This is a genomic window from Amycolatopsis sp. NPDC003676 (assembly GCF_053587275.1).
In genome coordinates this window covers 1-17,436 of record NZ_JBSFNS010000021.1, presented here as the reverse complement: position 1 = coordinate 17,436, position 17,436 = coordinate 1, and the positions used below count along the sequence as shown (strand labels likewise).

The 17,436-nt window shown below is 68.2% G+C and carries 18 protein-coding genes; 14 read left to right on the top strand and 4 right to left on the bottom strand.

Going from position 1 to position 17,436, the window contains the following annotated elements:
* Window positions 1–272: 272 nt before the first annotated feature.
* From pdhA to ACWDNU_RS15690, 12 genes are all read left to right on the top strand, one after another.
* Window positions 273–1,478 (top strand): pyruvate dehydrogenase (acetyl-transferring) E1 component subunit alpha, encoded by a 1,206-nt coding sequence (pdhA, locus tag ACWDNU_RS15745; RefSeq protein WP_449669336.1) that lies wholly within the window; start codon window positions 273–275, stop codon window positions 1,476–1,478.
* Complete coding sequence (locus tag ACWDNU_RS15740) at window positions 1,478–2,470, top strand: alpha-ketoacid dehydrogenase subunit beta (protein WP_370932938.1); 993 nt, start codon at window positions 1,478–1,480, stop codon at window positions 2,468–2,470. Before pdhA ends, ACWDNU_RS15740 begins: the two co-directional genes overlap by 1 nt.
* 16 nt (window positions 2,471–2,486) lie before the next feature.
* On the top strand, window positions 2,487–3,821 hold the full coding sequence (locus tag ACWDNU_RS15735) for a dihydrolipoamide acetyltransferase family protein (RefSeq protein ID WP_449669335.1): 1,335 nt from the start codon (window positions 2,487–2,489) through the stop codon (window positions 3,819–3,821).
* A gap of 108 nt (window positions 3,822–3,929) precedes the next feature.
* Window positions 3,930–4,502: a TetR/AcrR family transcriptional regulator gene (locus ACWDNU_RS15730; RefSeq protein ID WP_370940618.1), complete on the top strand. Its 573-nt coding sequence runs from the start codon at window positions 3,930–3,932 to the stop codon at window positions 4,500–4,502.
* Window positions 4,503–4,522: 20 nt separating this feature from the next.
* Window positions 4,523–6,457, top strand: a complete 1,935-nt coding sequence (locus tag ACWDNU_RS15725) for an ABC transporter ATP-binding protein (protein WP_370940617.1) — start codon at window positions 4,523–4,525, stop codon at window positions 6,455–6,457.
* A gap of 31 nt (window positions 6,458–6,488) precedes the next feature.
* Entirely contained in the window at window positions 6,489–7,073 is a 585-nt protein-coding gene (locus ACWDNU_RS15720) for an ABC transporter ATP-binding protein (RefSeq protein WP_449669334.1), read from the top strand.
* Window positions 7,070–8,254: a hypothetical protein gene (locus tag ACWDNU_RS15715; protein WP_449669333.1), complete on the top strand. Its 1,185-nt coding sequence runs from the start codon at window positions 7,070–7,072 to the stop codon at window positions 8,252–8,254. Before ACWDNU_RS15720 ends, ACWDNU_RS15715 begins: the two co-directional genes overlap by 4 nt.
* Before the next feature lie 17 nt (window positions 8,255–8,271).
* Window positions 8,272–8,772 carry a DNA topology modulation protein FlaR gene (locus ACWDNU_RS15710; protein WP_449669332.1) on the top strand — a complete coding sequence of 167 codons (501 nt, stop codon included), beginning with the start codon at window positions 8,272–8,274 and terminating at the stop codon, window positions 8,770–8,772.
* A 32-nt stretch (window positions 8,773–8,804) separates the two neighbouring features.
* Window positions 8,805–9,716 carry an SEC-C metal-binding domain-containing protein gene (locus tag ACWDNU_RS15705; protein WP_449669331.1) on the top strand — a complete coding sequence of 304 codons (912 nt, stop codon included), beginning with the start codon at window positions 8,805–8,807 and terminating at the stop codon, window positions 9,714–9,716.
* Window positions 9,717–9,791: 75 nt separating this feature from the next.
* A complete protein-coding gene (locus ACWDNU_RS15700) occupies window positions 9,792–10,256 on the top strand; it encodes an FxsA family protein (protein ID WP_449669330.1) in 465 nt (154 codons plus the stop codon).
* A 12-nt stretch (window positions 10,257–10,268) separates the two neighbouring features.
* Window positions 10,269–10,697, top strand: coding sequence for a very short patch repair endonuclease (locus ACWDNU_RS15695; protein WP_370932927.1), 429 nt, complete (start codon window positions 10,269–10,271; stop codon window positions 10,695–10,697).
* Between the two features lie 10 nt (window positions 10,698–10,707).
* Window positions 10,708–11,823, top strand: coding sequence for a DNA cytosine methyltransferase (locus ACWDNU_RS15690; protein ID WP_449669329.1), 1,116 nt, complete (start codon window positions 10,708–10,710; stop codon window positions 11,821–11,823).
* On the opposite strand, the gene ACWDNU_RS15685 is transcribed toward ACWDNU_RS15690, so the two are convergent.
* Window positions 11,820–12,398, bottom strand: coding sequence for an SCP2 sterol-binding domain-containing protein (locus ACWDNU_RS15685; protein ID WP_449669328.1), 579 nt, complete (start codon window positions 12,396–12,398; stop codon window positions 11,820–11,822). The two genes, ACWDNU_RS15690 and ACWDNU_RS15685, sit on opposite strands and share 4 nt — an antisense overlap.
* A gap of 30 nt (window positions 12,399–12,428) precedes the next feature.
* Complete coding sequence (locus tag ACWDNU_RS15680) at window positions 12,429–13,073, bottom strand: SCP2 sterol-binding domain-containing protein (RefSeq protein WP_449669327.1); 645 nt, start codon at window positions 13,071–13,073, stop codon at window positions 12,429–12,431.
* Window positions 13,074–13,193: 120 nt separating this feature from the next.
* Here ACWDNU_RS15680 and ACWDNU_RS15675 point away from each other — a divergent pair, with 120 nt between their 5' ends.
* Window positions 13,194–13,853 (top strand): TetR/AcrR family transcriptional regulator, encoded by a 660-nt coding sequence (locus tag ACWDNU_RS15675; RefSeq protein ID WP_449669326.1) that lies wholly within the window; start codon window positions 13,194–13,196, stop codon window positions 13,851–13,853.
* On the opposite strand, the gene ACWDNU_RS15670 is transcribed toward ACWDNU_RS15675, so the two are convergent.
* A complete protein-coding gene (locus ACWDNU_RS15670) occupies window positions 13,842–14,681 on the bottom strand; it encodes a MaoC/PaaZ C-terminal domain-containing protein (RefSeq protein WP_449669325.1) in 840 nt (279 codons plus the stop codon). The genes ACWDNU_RS15675 and ACWDNU_RS15670 overlap by 12 nt on opposite strands.
* A gap of 3 nt (window positions 14,682–14,684) precedes the next feature.
* On the bottom strand, window positions 14,685–16,019 hold the full coding sequence (locus tag ACWDNU_RS15665; protein ID WP_449669324.1) for a 3-oxoacyl-ACP reductase: 1,335 nt from the start codon (window positions 16,017–16,019) through the stop codon (window positions 14,685–14,687).
* Between the two features lie 94 nt (window positions 16,020–16,113).
* On the opposite strand from ACWDNU_RS15665, the gene ACWDNU_RS15660 reads away from it, so the two are divergent.
* Window positions 16,114–17,403 carry an acetyl-CoA C-acetyltransferase gene (locus ACWDNU_RS15660; protein ID WP_449669323.1) on the top strand — a complete coding sequence of 430 codons (1,290 nt, stop codon included), beginning with the start codon at window positions 16,114–16,116 and terminating at the stop codon, window positions 17,401–17,403.
* Window positions 17,404–17,436 lie beyond the last annotated feature (33 nt).

The following is a 17,436-nucleotide window of genomic DNA, read 5'->3' as shown; positions in this document are numbered from 1 at the left end:
GAGGGCAGGTAGGACGCGGGATGGCCGCCCGACCATCGCCTCTCCCATACTCGGGCTTCCAAACGTTTTCCCTGTTCAGCGAGGTTTTCTCAGCAACAAATCAGCAACTGCCGCTCTCCATCGGACCAATTCTCGTGCCAGGATGTGGCCACGAACCGTCAACGCCGACGGTGGCCGGGAGCCTCGGACCCGAGGAGCCGGTCCCCGCCGGTGCAGTCGCTGTGGCCGCCACAAGCGGCCGCTCGCGGCGCCGACACCGAGGAGAACAGCTCATGCCGTCCGAACAGTGGACGCACCCGGAACCTGGAGACGGGCCGGCCGCCGTAGCGGCCCAGCCTTCCCCCGAACAGGTGATCGCCGGTTTGCGAGCGACAAGCGAAGGTGGCGCTGAGCTCACTCAGCTGCTCACCCCCGAGGGCCAGCGGGTCCCGTCCGAGCGGTTCGACCGCTACGTCGAGGACGTGGACGACGAAACGCTGAAGAACCTCTACCGCGACATGGTGCTGGTGCGCCGCGCGGACCGCGAGGCCAACGCGATGCAGCGCCAAGGGCAGCTGGGCATCTGGGTGCCGCTGCTCGGCCAGGAAGCCGCGCAGGTCGGGTCCGGTCGCGCGCTACAGCCCCGCGACATGGCTTTCCCGAGCTACCGCGAGCACGGCGTCGCCTACACCCGCGGCGTCGACATGCGCGAGCTGATCGGGATTTTCCGGTGCACCGACCACAGTGGCTGGGACTACCAGGCGCACCGGTTCCACCCGTACACCATCGTTATCGGCAACCAGGTGCTCAACGCCGCGGGTTACGCGATGGGCCAGAAGTTCGAAGGCAAGGTCGGGGACGAGGGTGGCGAGGCCACCATCTGTTACTTCGGTGACGGCGCGACTTCGCAGGGCGACGTGCACGAAGGTTTCGTCTGGGCCGCGGTGTACGACGCGCCGCTGGTCTTCTTCTGCCAGAACAACCAGTGGGCGATTTCCGAGCCGACCGAACGCCAGTCGCGGCTGCCGCTGTACCAGCGCGCCCGCGGCTACGGCTTCCCCGGCATCCGCGTGGACGGCAACGACGTTCTCGCCTGCCTCGCCGTCACCCGGTGGGCGTTGGAGGAATGCCGGCACGGCAACGGCCCGGTGCTGATCGAGGCGTTCACCTACCGGATGGACGCGCACACCACGACCGACGACCCCACCCGCTACCGGCTCTCGGACGAGCTGGAGGAGTGGAAGCTCAAGGACCCGATCGAGCGCGTGCGCGCGTTCCTGGCCCGGAACGGCCACGCCGACCAGGCCTTCTTCGACAGCGTCCAGGCCGAGGCGGACAAGTTCGCCGCCGAACTGCGCGACTACACGTTCAACATGCCCGAGCCGCCGCCGGACCGGGTGTTTTCCCAGGTGTACGCAGAACCTTCGCCGGTGCTGGAAGCGCAGCGCGAGGAGTATCTGTCCTATCTCGACGGTTTCGCCGCGGCGGGTGAGCACTGATGACTGATCTCCAGAAACTCACGATCGGCAAGGCGCTCAACCTCGGCCTCCGTCGCGCGATGGAGGAGGACCCGAAGGTCCTGATCATGGGGGAGGACGTCGGCAAGCTCGGCGGCGTCTTCCGGATCACCGACGGACTGCAGAAGGACTTCGGCGAGCAGCGCGTACTGGACACGCCGCTCGCCGAATCGGGCATCATCGGCACCGCGGTCGGCCTCGCCGTGCGCGGATTCCGGCCGGTGTGCGAGATCCAGTTCGAAGGCTTCATCTTCCCCGGCTTCGACCAGATCTCCTCGCAGCTGGCGAAACTGCACTACCGCACGCAGGGCAAGGTCAAGATGCCCGTCGTGATCCGGGTGCCGTTCGGCGGCGGGATCGGCGCGGTGGAGCACCACTCGGAATCGCCGGAATCGCTGTTCTCGCACATCGCCGGTCTGAAGGTGGTGTCGATTTCGAACGCGGTCGACGCCTACTGGGGCATCCAGGAGGCGATCCGCTCGGACGACCCGATCCTCTTCTTCGAGCCCAAGAAGCTGTACCACTCGGGCGCGTTGAAGATGGAGGTCGACACCTCGACGGCACCGTCGCGAGTGTTCGCGTCGCAGGTGGTGCGCGAGGGCACGAACGCCACGGTCGTCGCGTACGGACCGTCGGTGAAGGTGGCGCTCGACGCCGCCACCGCCGCCGAAGCCGAGGGCAAGTCGCTGGAGGTCATCGACCTGCGCACGCTCTCGCCGCTCGACCTCGGACCGGTCTTCGAATCGGTCCGCAAGACCGGACGGCTCATCGCGGTCAGCGAAGCGCCGTCGGAATCCTCGCTGACCTCGGAAATCGCCGCCCGCGTTCAGCAGGAATGCTTCTACTCCCTTGAGTCCCCCGTCCTGCGCGTGACCGGATTCGACACGCCGTACCCGCCTGCGAAGCTCGAGGAGCACTACCTCCCCGACCTCGACCGGGTCCTGCACGCTGTCGACCGATCTCTCGCCTGGTAAGGGGGTTGCATCAGAAATGCCCGAGTACAAACAATTCCCCCTGTCGGACACGGCGGAGGGGCTGACTGAAGCCGACATCCTCGCCTGGCGCGTCAAGCCGGGCGACACGGTCACGGTCAACCAGATCGTGGTCGAGGTCGAGACCGCGAAGGCCGCTGTCGAGCTGCCGATTCCGTGGGCCGGGGTGGTCACTGAGCTGCACGTGGAACCGGGGCAGACGGTGGAGGTCGGGACGACGATCCTGACCATGGACGTGGATCCCGACGGAAAAGCCGCACCCGCCGCTGAGCCCGCTGCCGCGGCTCCGGCCGCTCCGGCCGAAGAGGAGATGAAGCCGCTAGTCGGCTATGGCTCCAAGGCGGCCGGGACGACCCGGCGGGCGCGCAAGGGGGCCACCGCGGCTCCGGCTCCGGCACCTGCGCCGGTTGCGGCGGCTCCTGCTCCCGCACCGGTGGCCGAAACCCCGCGTGGCGGTTACGTCCCGCTGGCCAAACCGCCGGTCCGCAAGCTGGCCAAGGACCTCGGCGTCGACCTGCACTCGCTCACCGGCAGCGCGGACGGCGGCGTGATCACCCGCGACGACGTCCACGCCGCAGCCAACGGTTCCGCCGTCCCCGCAGTGTCCACTGTGGATTCCGGCTACGACCCGGCCACCCGCGAGCGGCGCGTGCCGATCAAGGGCGTCCGCAAGGCGACCGCGGCCGCGATGGTGCAGAGCGCTTACACCGCTCCGCACGTCACGGAGTTCCTCACCATCGACGTCACGCCGATGATGGAACTGCGCGAGAAGCTCAAGAAGTCGCGCGAATTCAGCGGCGTCAAGCTCACTCCGCTCGCGTTCGCGGCTAAGGCCGTATGCCTCGCGGCGAAGCGCACGCCGGACGTCAACGCGGTGTGGGACGAGGCCGCGCAGGAGATCGTCTACAAGGACTACGTCCACCTCGGCATCGCGGCGGCGACCCCGCGCGGTCTCGTGGTGCCGAAGATCCGGGACGCGGATTCCTTGTCGCTCAAGGAACTCGCGGTCGCGCTCACCGAACTGACCGACGTCGCGCGCGAGGGCAAGACCACACCGGCGGCGATGCTGGGCGGGACGTTCACGATCACCAACGTCGGCGTGTTCGGCGTCGACACCGGCACGCCCATCATCAACCCGGGCGAGTCGGCGATCCTGGCGGTCGGGGCCATCCGCGACACCGCGTGGGTGGTCGACGGCGAGATCAAGGTGCGCAAGGTGATGCAGCTGTCGCTGAGCTTCGACCACCGGGTCGTCGACGGGCAGCAGGGGTCGGAGTTCCTCGCCGACGTCGGCGCGCTGCTCGCCGATCCGGCGGTCGCGATCACGTACTGAGCCGAGGGCCGTGTCCATCCGGGCACGGCCTTCGCTTTATCCGGTTGACGGAGTGAGCGCTCACTCCGTACTGTGGCGAGCATGGAAACGAGGAAAAGAGCACCGGGGATGGCCCCGGACGACCGGCGGCGGATGATCGTCCGCGCGGTGCTCCCGCTGGTCGTCGAGCACGGCCACGGGGTCACGACCGCGCAGATCGCCCGGGCCGCGGGGATCGGCGAGGGCACTATCTTCCGGGTCTTCAAGGACAAGGACGAACTGTTCGACGCGTGTGTGGAAGCCGCGCTCAATCCGGCGGAGGCGCTGGAGATGATCGGGGAGATCCCGGCTGAACTGCCGTTGGAGAAGCGGCTTGCCGAGGCTGCCGAGGCGATGAACGCGCACCTGCAGCGGATGGGCGCGGTGATGGCCGCGACCATGAAGGGCCGCCCGCGCGCGGCGGTGGAAGAAGCGCGCAACCGCAAGTCAGTGACCGGAGACAGCCGCCGCGAGTCGCTCGAGGCGATGCAGCGCGCGGTGCGGGAACTGTTCGTTCCGGACGCCGCCCGGCTGCGACTGCCGGTGGACAAGGCCGCTTCGCTGTTCCTGGCGCTGCTGTTCACGCAATCGCGCCCGATGCCGGGTGCCCCGACTACCGACGAGGTCATCGACGTCTTCCTGCACGGTTCGGTGCTGGCGTGATCCCCGGCGGTGGGGGCGGGATCGAGATGGCCCTCGGCCGCCGCGGTCGCCGCAAGATGGCGCAATCCGTGCCGGACAGCGGTCTCACCGGGCCGGTCGACATCCCGGAACCGGAGCAGCCGGAACAGCCGAAAGGCCTGCGGGCGCGGCTGTCTCGGATGCGCACTTCGGTGGCAGGCACCGTCCGCGGCCTGCCGAAAGTCGCGAAACTGACCTGGCAGGCCAGCCCGACGCTGACGATCGTGCTCGCGGTGATCACGCTGGCGTCCGGCCTGCTGCCGACGGTCACCGCGTACATCGCGAAAATCCTGCTCGACTCGGTGGTCGCGGCGATCCAGCATCGCGGGTCGACGGCGGACATCGTGCGCATCACGCTGTTCCAATTCGGCGTGCTGGCGGCGACCGCGATCAGCAGTTCGCTCACCACGATCGCGCAATCCCTGCTGCAGGAACGGATGACGCTCACCATCCGGCACCAGGTCATGCAGCACGCGAGCGACCTGCACCTGGCGTACTTCGAGGGTTCGGCGTCGTACGACATGCTGCGCCAGGCCGCGCAGGAGGCGCCGACGCGTCCGTTGTCGATGATGACCTCGGCGCTCGGCCTGATCCGGACGCTGATCACCTTCGCCAGCATGATCGCGCTGCTGGTGTCGATCAGTCCGCTGCTCGCGCTGGTCGCTTTGCTGGCCCCGATTCCGGCGTTCATCTCGCAGTCGAAGTACGGTTCGCGGGCGTTCTGGCTCACCTTCATGATGTCGCCGATCAAACGGCGGATGGACTATCTGTCCTCTTTGGTCACTACGGACACGTATGCCAAGGAGACCAAGCTGTTCGGCCTCGGTCCGTACTTCGTGGACCGGTTCCGGAAGCTCGGCGTGGTTGCCTACGACCGGCAGCGGAAGCTGACGGTGAAACGGAATGTCAGTTCGACGTCGTGGGGGTTGCTGAGCACACTGGTCGGCTCGGGGATCGCGTTGTACATCGCGCTGGAGGCGGTGGGCGGACGGCTGACGCTGGGCGATCTGGCGCTGTACACCGCCGCCGCGACGTCCGTGCAGAGTTCGGTGACCGGGTTGTTCACCGCGTTTTCCGGGATGTACGAGAACAATCTCTACCTGGACACGCTGTACCGCTTCCTCGACACCAAACCGGAAATCACCGCACCGGCGAAGCCGCGGCCGCTTCCGTCCACTGTGGATGGACACATCCAATTCGAGTCGGTGAGCTTCAGCTATCCCGGCGCGGACGAACCGGCGCTGCACGGGGTGAGCTTCGAGATCCGTCCCGGCGAGACCGTCGCGGTGGTGGGGCGCAACGGCGCGGGCAAATCGACGCTGTTCAAACTGCTGTGTCGGCTTTACGACCCCACGGCGGGCCGGATCCTGCTGGACGGCGTTGACATCCGAGAGTACGACCCGGTACAGCTGCGCACCAAGATCAGCGCGATGTTCCAGGATTACGTGACCTACCAAGGCACCGCGGCGGAGAACATCGGCCTCGGCGACCTGAACCGGCTCACCGATCGCGAGCACATCGAGGAGTCCGCGCGCCGCGCCGGAGCCGACGAGCGCATCGCCCGGCTGCCGACGGGGTACGACAGCCCGCTCGGCCGCTGGTTCGACCAGGGCGTGTCGCTGTCCGGCGGGGAATGGCAGAAAATCGCGCTGGCCAGGGCTTTCCAGCGCGAGGCCCCGATCCTGATCCTGGACGAGCCGACGTCGGCGTTGGACGCCCAAGCCGAGCACGACCTGTTCGACCGGCTGCACACGTTGTCGCGCGGGCGGACGACGCTGTACATCTCGCACCGGTTCTCGACGGTCCGCCAAGCCGAGCGCATTCTGCTGCTGGACCACGGGAAAGTCGCGGAGTACGGAACGCACGAGGCGCTGATGGCGGCCGACGCCGGATACGCGGAATTGTTCACGCTGCAAGCGGAGGCGTACTTGAAGTGATTATGTTGGGGTGATCAGCCGAGGGGGTTTCGTGCTCATCACCACTGCAGACCTGGGGGTCACCGCGGGCGAGACTGAGCTGTTCAGCGGTCTCGACCTGGCCGTCGACGCCGGCGAATGCCTGGTCGTCCGCGGTGCCAACGGGGCGGGCAAGTCGACGTTGCTGCGCTGTCTCTACGGGAATCAGGTGCCGACGTCCGGTTCCGTGTCCGTCTGCGGCGGACCGCCTGACGAGCGGTCCGCCGCTTTCCGTCGTCGCGTTTCGGTGCTTTTCGACGATTCGGCACTCTTCGACGAGCTCACCCCGCGCCAGCATCTCGACCTGCTGCGCAATTCCTTCGGCGGTGAACTGGCCGACGGTCCGGTACCGGCTCCCGATGTGCCCGCGTCGGAGCTCTCCGCTGGACAACGACGTCGGCTCCTGCTGCACGCCGCGGTGGCGCGTCCGCACGAGGTGCTGCTGCTGGACGAACCGGAGCGCGCGCTGGACGCCGACGGCCGGGCCTGGCTGACCACCCTGGTCCGCACCAGCACGGGACGCGGCGCGGCGGTGATCGTGGCGAGCCATCACCCGCCGCTCGCGGACGAGGTCGCGGATTACGTGGTGGACCTGTGAAACGACCGGATCTGGTCTTGGCGCTGGTCATCGCGGTCGGCCTGCTGGGATCGCCGTTCTACAACACCGAACTCGTGCGGAGCCAGCTGATCGGCGGTGCGCCGGTGGGCGCGCTCGGCAGCGTGCTCGTGCTGTGCACCGGTCTCGCGCTGGCGTGGCGCGCGACCTTGCGCCGCGGCTATCTGTGGACCCATCCGGCCACGCTGACCTGGGACGATTTCGACGGTCAGCGTCCCGCCGTGCTCACCCGGCGACTCGTGCTGGACTGGGCCGCCAGATTCGCGGTCGCGGCGTATTTCTTCGCCGTTTCCGGGATGCTCATCGGCTTTCCCAGCTCATTGGTCGGCCCGATCGCGCTTTTCGTAGTCGTCGCCGCGCTGGCCTTGGTGCTGGGCCGCCGCCGCTCGTTCCCCGGCGAATCCCTGCTGCCGCTGACTCTCGCACTGCCGCTCGTCGTTCCACTGTGGACATACGTGGTCGTCGGCGGTCTCGCGGCGATCGCCTTGGCCCGGTCTTCTTCGTTGCCGCACACGGTTTCTCGCGACACGTTGATCCGGCACTACGCCGAACGCATGGTGCGCCGGACGTCCGCCGCCTTCCTGGACGTCTGGGCGCTGCTCCCGGCCGGACGCCCGGTGCCGTGGCGGAACGCGCTGGCCGGACGGTTCATCGTCACCCGGTATGTCGTCACGGGGACTCTCGCGCGTCGGCACACCCTCGGCCTGCCGGTCTTCCTCGCACTCGCCGTAGTCGCCACCCACGCGACCTTCCCCGCCGTGACGTCAGTGTGGCTCCTCGGCGTCGGCGGCTATCTGGCGCTGCTGCCGTTCACCGCGCCGGTCGCGCAGTTGCATCGAGTGCCCGGGCTGCGCCGCTGGCTGGACGCGTCAAACCTGCGCCTGCATACCGTGACCTGCGCTTTTCTCGGCCTGCTCGCGCTGATCTGGGCGGGCGTGGTCCTGCTGCTGGGCATCCCGGCTTCAGTCAGCGCGGTAGTAGCTGTCCTGATCGCCGCACTGGCGGCCGTTCGTTCGGTGACCCGCGGCCCGCTGGACTTCAGCTCGATGGGGATGGTGCTGTACGAGGGCGTCCTGATCCCCGCCGGACTGGTGCGGCAACTCGTCCGGGGCCCGGATCTCCTGGTGCTCGGATTAATTGCCGCGAGTTTCGTCCCGGTCTAGTTCTAGGCTTGCCCGCCATGGGGCGACGCATCATGGTCACTGGCTGCTCCGGGGCCGGAAAATCCACTCTGGCCAGGCACATCGGTGCCGCCCTCGACCTCCCGGTCACGCATCTGGACCGGCTCTACTGGCGTCCCGGCTGGGTCGAGGCCCCGCCAGAAGAGTTCCGCGCCGCCGTCGCCGAGGCGGCCAGCACGGACAGCTGGGTGATCGACGGCAACTACAGCAAGACCTTCGACCTGCGCCTGCCGCTCGCCGACACCGTCGTGCTGCTGGACGCCTCCCGCTACGCCTGCCTGTATCGGGTCGTGCGGCGGCAACTGCGCGAATGGGGCCAGGAGACGCAGGCTCCCGGATGCGTGTCGAAGATCGACGCCGAACTGGTCCAGTGGATCTGGAAGTGGCCGACGCGCCGCCCGCTGATGCTGCGGCGGATCGCCACCGAAGCCCCGACCTCGCGGCAGGTGCTGCTGCGCTCGCCACGCGAGGTTTCGGCGTTCCTGCGGAGCCTGCGGTGATCGCTTGCCGGGCCAGCAATAAAGTGCCTTCCATGGGCACGGGAACGGCCGCGGAGACCGCCGCGCAACTGGAAGCCGAGCTGGAAAAGTATCCCGAGGAGCAGGGAGAGATCCTTTTCGAGGCGGCGCAAGCATGGCGGCAGGCCGGTGACGACCACCGCGCCGTCGCGCTGCTGACCCAGGCTGTCGCGCTGGGCGGCGAGGAAGGGGGCAACGCCCGGGTCGAACTCGCCGACGTGCTGTTCGACCTCGGCCGGACCGACGAGGCCCAGGCCTGCCTGGACGAGTTGCGGAGCGAGCAACTGTCCTCGTCGATGCCGTATCACCTGGCCGCTGAGCTGCTGGAACACCGTGGCGAGCTTCAGCAGGCGCTGGCCTGGTTCGACCTGGCCGTGGCCCGGCTGTCCGAGGAGGAGCTGACCGACCGGAACACGGAGTTCGGGTTCTTCACCCTCGCGAACAACATCTTGACTGGTCGCCGACGGGTGCGCCGCGCGCTGGGATTGCCTCCGGACGAGCAGGACGAGTCGGTCCAGAGCCCTTCGGATCCGGTCCGTGCTGCCGCCCCGCCGGCGCCTCTGGGGGAAGTGCGAGTGCTGTTCTGGCCCCGCGACGAGATTCCCCGCGCGCACGAGGCTTGGCCGCACCTGGTTCAACACGCCGACGCGGACACCATCGTCGCCGACCGAGAGGCCGACAACCGGGAGCTGTCCGAGACGGGCATCGCCCGGATCATGATGGTCCCGTTGACCGTCGCGAAACTCCGGGAGTTCGCGACCCGTACCGGCAGCGACCCAGCCGCCGAAGACACCCGGCTGGCCTGCATGAACGAGGTCTTCGAGGAAGGCGGCGCGCTGAGCTGGCCCCCCGCGCGCAACGAGCCCTGCTGGTGCGGCTCGGGCGCGAAATACAAGAAATGCTGCGGCCGTCCCAACCTCTCCTGACCGCGATCGGCAGCCTGCTGACCTGCGCTTATTTCCCCTCGGGAGCAAATCCCGGCACTCGTTCGTTCACCTGGTATGGCTGTCGTGTTCTTGCTCTACGTCATCGCTGAAGTCGCCGCCATCTGGGCGGTCGGCTCGGTCGTCGGTGTGCTCGGCACGATCGGTCTGCTGATCGCGGGCGCGTTCGTGGGCTCGTGGCTGGCGCGCCGCGAGGGCGGCAAGGCGATGCGCGCGTTCATGGCGACCGCGCAGTCGGGCCGCAATCCGGAGAAGGAACTGACCGACGGCATGCTCGTCGCGCTCGGCGGCGTGCTGATCATGGTCCCCGGCTTCGTCAGCGACGTGCTGGGCCTGCTCTTCCTGCTGCCGCCGACCCGCTCGATCGCCCGGCGATTTTGGCTGCGCCGCGCGGAGAAGCGCGCCATCCGGTACGCCAACCAGCGCCGCGGCCCGGTGATGGTGGTGGACAGCGAGGTCGTCGCGGAGGAGCCGCGGCCGTCGAACCATCCGGTGATCGAAGGCCGGATCGTCGAAGGCTGAGTCTTTGCCACAATGGCCTCCGTGGAGCGGCTGGTAACGACTTCCGCGGTAAGCGCCCGCATGAGCAAACAGAAGTCCCGCAACACCGGGATCGAAATGGCGCTGCGCAAGATCCTGCACGCCGCCGGGTTCCGTTATCGGGTGCACCGCCGTCCGGTCAAGGGTGTGCGCCGCGAGGCTGACCTGGTGTTCGGCCCGGCCCGGGTAGCGGTTTTCGTGGACGGCTGCTTCTGGCACGGCTGCCCGGAACACGGCACGTGGCCGAAGAACAATGCGGATTATTGGCGGACCAAGATCGAAACCAACCGCCGCCGCGACGCGAATACTGACGCACTGCTGCTCGAAGCGGGCTGGCTGTCGGTGCGAATCTGGGAACACGAAGCCACCGATGTCGCCGCGTCGCGGGTGATCGAGACCGTGAAGGAACGCCGGCCCCATTAATGTTGGCGCCATGCCTCTACCGGGTCAGCCCACCGCCGCGGAGTTCTTCGCGGGCATCGGTCTCGTGCGCCTAGGCCTAGAACCGGCCGGCTTCGACGTCGCGTGGTCCAACGACATCGAACCCGCGAAGCAAGCCATGTACGAAGCACACTTCAACGACCAGGGCGCGCACGAGTACGTCCTGGGCGATGTCGCCGCCCTGCGCGGTGTCGATCTGCCCGCTGGCCTCAGCCTGGCCTGGGCGTCCTTCCCGTGCACGGACCTCTCGCTGGCCGGCTGGCGCCGCGGCTTGGCGGGTTCGCACTCGTCGACGTTCTGGGAATTCACCCGCATCCTGGACGAACTGGGCCCGGATCGCCCACCGGTAGTCGCGCTGGAAAACGTCGTAGGCCTGGCGACAAGCCACGGCGGCGACGACCTCCGTGCCGCGATCCGCGAACTCAACCGGCTCGGGTACTCCGCCGATGTCCTGACCCTGGACGCCCGGCGGTTCGTCCCGCAGTCGCGGCCGCGGTTGTTCATCGTTGGTGCGCAGAATCCGCCCGCTGACTCGCCCGCACCGTCGCCGTTGCGCCCGGCTTGGCTTGCGCTTGATCCTTCGTTGCGGACCCATCGCGCCGCCTTGCCCGCGCCTCCGCCGCTTTTGGTCACCGGACTGTCCGCGGCCGTCGAACGCCTGTCCGCCGACGACGAGCGTTGGTGGACGCCCCTGCGTGCTGACGCGTTCGTCGGATCCCTTTCGCCGCTCCAACTGGAGCGCTTGACGCAGTTGCGGGTGGGAAAGAAGCTGGTGTACCGCACGGCTTACCGCCGCACCCGAAACGGAAAGCCAGTGTGGGAAGTCCGACCGGACGACATCTCCGGCTGCCTGCGCACCGCCCGCGGCGGCTCGTCCAAACAGGCCGTGGTGCAAGCAGGGCGGGGAAGCGTACGGGTCCGGTGGATGACACCCCGCGAGTACGCCCGGCTGATGGGGGCGGGGAAGTACGCGCTGGACGGGCTGCGGAACAACCAGGCCCTGTTTGGCTTTGGGGACGCGGTTTGTGTGCCGGTGGTGCAGTGGCTGTCGGAGAATTACCTGATGCCGTTGGCACGCGGGGAAATGAGCCTGGAGACCGCGGTTTAGTCCGCCCCAGTCGGCTTAGGAATGTCGAAATACCCCGACAACCGCACCGCCGGCGCGTACTCCCCCTTGACCTTCACCTTCCCCGTCACAAACATCGCCGCCACCGCCGCGTTCCCGGTCGCCATGCGGATGAAGTCCTCCACCGCCACGGTGATCGTCGTGTCCGGCGTGCGGGCCAGATCGGTGCTCGACACGCACAACCCGTCCTCGATGACCGTCTGGTAGCGGTCGAAATCGTCCCCGGCGGGGAAGCGCCAGGAGACCACGATGTCCACGTGCCGGGCTCGTTCCGGGCGGAAGTGTTCCGACATCCGGCGGAAGATCTCGTCCAGGAAGACCGCGCGCAGTTCGTCGTGGTCGGCGATGCCTTTCAGCTGCTCCCGGGTAGCCGCCGCGACGACGTCCACCAGGGCCTGCGTGGTCAGCGAGGCGATGTCGATGCCGGCTCCGGCCGTACCGAGCATGTGCAGCGTCTCCAGGACCTGCACGAACTGCTCCGGCGTCAGTTTGCCCACCTCGAGGGTGCGGGCGAACCCGTTCACCGCGTGCTCACCGGGTGAGTGCGCGGCACGCATGCGCGAGCGCCAGCGGGACACCGGAGCGGCTCAGGCCGGTCGGGGGAGGTCGAAGTGGCCGACCAGCCCGGCTGCGAAGGCCAGGTCGCCCTTGACCTTCAGTTTTCCGGTCACGAACAGCACCGCGGGCGTCGCCTGGTGGGTGATGATGCGGAAAAAGTCCACGGGCGAAAGCGTAATCGTCACGCGGGGTTTCTCGCGCATTTCGCGGGACACGGTGCAGGTTCCGTCGGAAAGCACCGTCTCGTAGCGGTCGTAGCCGCCATCGCCGGTGCCGCCGGACAGCCGCCAGTGCACGACCGCGTGCAGCGACTTCGCACGGATGTGCGCTCCCATGCGCGCGAAGATCTCGTCCAGCACCCGCACCCGTAGCGCGCGTTCGGCGACCACGGCTTCCAACTGCGCCCGCGACGCCCGCGCGACCAGCGTGGCGAACTTCGTCGGGTCGACCTTGTCCAGCGAGAACGCCGGCACTTGCTCAGACAGCCGGACCAACGCCGCCAGCAGGCGGTTCATGTCGGAACGGCCCAGCTCACGGGGGTCAATGACGTCCGCGACCGCGTTGACGTCGAGCGCGCTCGCGTCGACGGCTTCGGTGCGGTCCAGCGCGTCCAGCAGCGCGACCCCGCGCAGGCCGGCCAGGTCAGCGCTGGTCGCCTCCGGGTTGTCGGCCATCTTCCACCCCTTCCGGAACTTTCCGCCGTAAGGCTACCGGTGAGTAGGTAGTGCGGCAAGCAACGCCGCCGACCTGGGGACGGGTACCGTCCGTGCCAGCGAGAGGGAGGAAACAGCACTGTGCCCGACGAAGATCAGCGCCCACCCGAGCGAGCGAGACGGCTCCCGAGGGCGATCCGTGAACGCCAGATCCTGGACGCCGCGGTGCAGGTGTTCTCCCAGCACGGCTACCACTCGGCGTCGATGGACGAGATCTCCGAGGTCGCGGGCGTCTCCAAGCCGATGATCTACACCTACCTCGGCTCGAAGGAAGACCTCTTCGGCAAGAGCATCCAGCGCGAGGCGACCCGCCTGCTGGAAGCCATCCAGGCCGGCGTGCAGCCCGACCTCCCGCCGGACATGCAGCTGTGGCACGGCCTGCGCTCCTTTTACCGCTTCGTCGCCGAATACCGCGAGTCCTGGACGGTGCTGCACCGCCAGGCGTTGACGGTCGGCGGCGGTTTCGCGGCGGAAATCACCGCGATGCGCACCCGCGCGATCGAACTGGTCGCGGCGCTCGTGGTGGCCGCGGGAACGCGGAAGGGCCTCGGCGAGCAGACGGAGTTCTCCGGGCCAGGCTTGGCCGCCGCGCTGGTCGGCGCGGCGGAATCGCTGGCCGACTGGGCGCTGGACCACCCGGAGATCTCCGACGGCGTGCTCGCGTCCTGGCTGATGAACCTGGTGTGGCTGGGGTTCAACGACCTTGTCGAGGGGCAGGTCTGGAAGCCCTCAGAGGGCTGAGATCACCCCGTCCAAATGGGGCTTCGGCTTCCGGGCGTGCCACAGCTCGAACGCCCACCCGTCGTCCGTCTGCCAGGTCGTGAAAGCCGCGCGGCCGGGCAGCAGCACCGGCTGCTTGAACCGCACCGCGACGCTGTACGCATCCGGCAGCCGGCCCTCGAAAGACGCCAGAGCGTGCGCCTTCGTCCACATCCCATGTGCGATCGCCTTCGGGAAGCCGAACAAACGCGCGGTCAGTGGGTGCAGGTGGATCGGGTTGCGATCGCCGGAAACCTCCGCGTAGCGGCGGCCGATGTCGCCAGGCACGTGCCATAGAGCGGACGGCTTCGGGGGCGTCAACTGGGTGCGCGGGCCTGACGGACCCGAGCCCGAACCCGTGCGGCGGAGATAAGTCGATACCTCGCTCCACACGGTGTCCGCGCCGGAGTGGACCTCGCTCACCATGTCGAACTGGGTGCCTTTTTCGTGCGGGCGCAGGTTTTCCGCGCGCACGCTCACCCGGAACGTCTCGCCGAGCAGCAACGGGCGGTGTTGCGTGATCCGGTTCTCGACGTGCACCAAACCCAGCAGCGGGAACGGGAAACCCGGTTCGGTCATCAACGCCATCTGCAGTCCGAAGACCAGCATGTGCGGATACGTCGCGGGCAACTCATCCGAGAAGCGGAATCCGCAGACTTCGTTGTAGGCCGCGACATGTGCCGGGTCCACGACGACCTCGGGGCGCACCAACTCCGTAGTCGGCAGGGTCGAGCCGCCGCCTCGGCGCAGCAGGGCTTTCGGGTACAGCGTCGCCAGGCTTGGCGCGCTCGTCACTTCACGAACGGCCATCCCTCACGCCCCCAGCAGCGCCTGGCCGCACACGCGGACCAGGTTTCCGTTGACCGCGGCCGACGCCGGATTGGCATACCAGGCAATGGTTTCCGCGACATCCACCGGCAGCCCGCCCTGGCCGAGGCTGGACAGCCGCCGTCCGGCCTCGCGGATGAACAGCGGGACCGCGGCGGTCATCTTGGTCTCGATGAACCCGGGCGCGACCGCGTTGATCGTGCCGCCGTACTCCGCGAGCTGCGGCGCACCGACGTTCACCATCCCGATCACGCCCGCCTTCGACGTCGCGTAGTTCGTCTGGCCGACGTTGCCCGCGATGCCCGCAATGGACGAAACCCCGATGACCCGGCCGTTTTCGCGCAGGACCTTGTCGCCGAGGAGCTTGTCGTTCACCGCGAGCTGCGCGGCGAGGTTCACCGCGATCACCGAATCCCAGCCGCCCTCGGTCATGTTGCCAAGCGTCTTGTCGCGGGTGATCCCGGCGTTGTGCACCACGACATCCACGCCGCCATGCCGGGAAGTCAGGTACTCGGCGAGCTTGGCGGGCGCGTCCGCGGCAGTGATGTCCAGCTGCAGCGCCGAACCGCCGATTCGATTGGCCACAGTGGACAGATCGCCGCCCTGTGCGGGGATGTCCAGCGCGACCACGTGCGCGCCGTCGCGGGCGAGCGTTTCGGCGATCGCCTCGCCGATGCCGCGCGACGCACCGGTGACCAGCGCGACCTTGCCGTCCAGCGGCTTGTCCCAGTTCTCCGGCGTGGGCGCGGTCTTCGCGTGCGTGCCGACGCGGATGACCTGGCCGTCCACGAACGCCGACTTCGCCGACAGCAAGAACCGCAGCGTCGACTCGGCCGCCTCCTCAGCCCCTTCGGCGACGTACACCAGCTGCGCCGTCGCGCCGCGCTTGAGTTCCTTGCCGACCGAGCGGACGAAACCCTCCAGCGCGCGCTGCGCGATCCGCTCGCGACCCTCGGCCAGCTCCGGCGGCGTGCCGAGCACGACCACCCGGCCGGATGAACCCACCTTGCGGATCACCGGGTGGAAGAACCGGTAGACCTCGCGCAGCTGTCCTGGATCCTTCACGCCGGTGGCGTCGAAAACCAGCGCCGCCTGCCGGTCCGCCGGTGCGCTGATCACCTCGATGCCGGCCTCGGTGAGCTGCGCCCGAACGCTCTTCTCCAGCCGTCCGCCAGGCGCGGCGCCGAGAAGTGCGGGACCCTCGAGTGCGGGTTGGCCGGGACGGTACCGGCGCAACGTCGCGGGGTTGGGCAGGCCGAGCTTCGGCACCACGAATTTCCCCAGCGGGGTCCTCGTGAACTGCTGGTACCTGTCCGCCATCACGTGCCTCCCGTGCAGTCTGCGTCACGTCGCAGTCTAACCTACTCGCTAGTAGGTTACAGTGTGAAAGGGACGACTCAGAGAGGTGGACGGCATGGCGACCAGGAAAACCCCGGCGGTGCGCAAGGTCGCGATCGTCGGCGGGAACCGGATCCCGTTCGCACGGTCGAACGGCCCGTACTCCCGGGCCTCGAACCAGGACATGTTCACCGCCGCGCTGGACGGTCTCGTCAGCCGGTTTTCGCTGCAGGGCGAGGTGATCGGCGAGGTCGCCGCCGGTGCGGTGCTCAAGCACTCCAAGGACTTCAACCTCGCCCGCGAGAGCGTGCTGGGCAGCAAGCTCTCGCCCGCGACGCCGGCGTCGGACGTCCAGATGGCGTGCGGCACCGGATTGCAGGCAGTCATCAACGTCGCCCACAAGATCGCGCTCGGGGAAATCGATTCGGCGATCGCGGGCGGCGTGGACACCACGAGTGACGCGCCGCTGGCGGTGAACGCCAATCTGCGCCAGATCCTCGTGCAGCTCAACGCGGCGAAGACGCTCGCCGACCGGCTCAAGCTGGTCGCGAAGCTCCGGCCGGGCCACATCGTCCCGGAGATCCCGCGCAACGCCGAACCGCGCACCGGATTGTCGATGGGGGAGCACGCCGCGCTCACCGCGCAGGTCTGGGACGTCACCCGCGAGGCGCAGGACGAACTCGCCGCGACCAGCCACCGCAACCTCGCCGCCGCCTACGACCGCGGATTCTTCGACGACCTGGTCACGCCGTACCTCAAGCTCGCCCGCGACCAGAACCTCCGCCCGGACTCCTCGGTCGAAAAGCTCGCCAAGCTCAAGCCGGTCTACGGCGGCCCGGACGGCACCATGACGGCGGGCAACTCGACGCCGCTCACCGACGGCGCGTCGACCGTCCTGCTCGCGACCGAACAGTGGGCGAAGGCGCACAAGCTGCCGGTGCTGGCGTACCTGACGTTCAGCCAGACCGCCGCCGTCGACTACGTGCACGGCGACGAGGGTTTGCTGATGGCTCCGGCGTACGCCGTGCCGCGGATGCTCGAACGCGCCGGATTGACGTTGCAGGACTTCGACTTCTACGAGATCCACGAGGCGTTCGCGTCGCAGGTGCTCGCCACGCTCAAGGCGTGGGAGGACCCCGCGTTCGCCAAGGAGAAGCTCGGCCTCGACGCGCCGCTCGGCTCGATCGACCGCAGCAAGCTCAACGTGAACGGCTCCTCGCTGGCGGCCGGACACCCGTTCGCCGCGACCGGCGGCCGGATCGTCGCGACGCTCGCGAAACTGCTGAACGAGAAGGGTTCCGGACGCGGCCTGATCTCCATTTGCGCGGCTGGCGGCCAGGGCGTCACCGCGATCCTGGAGAAGTAAGCCAAGGTCCGTGAAGGGCTCCTTGAGGGAATC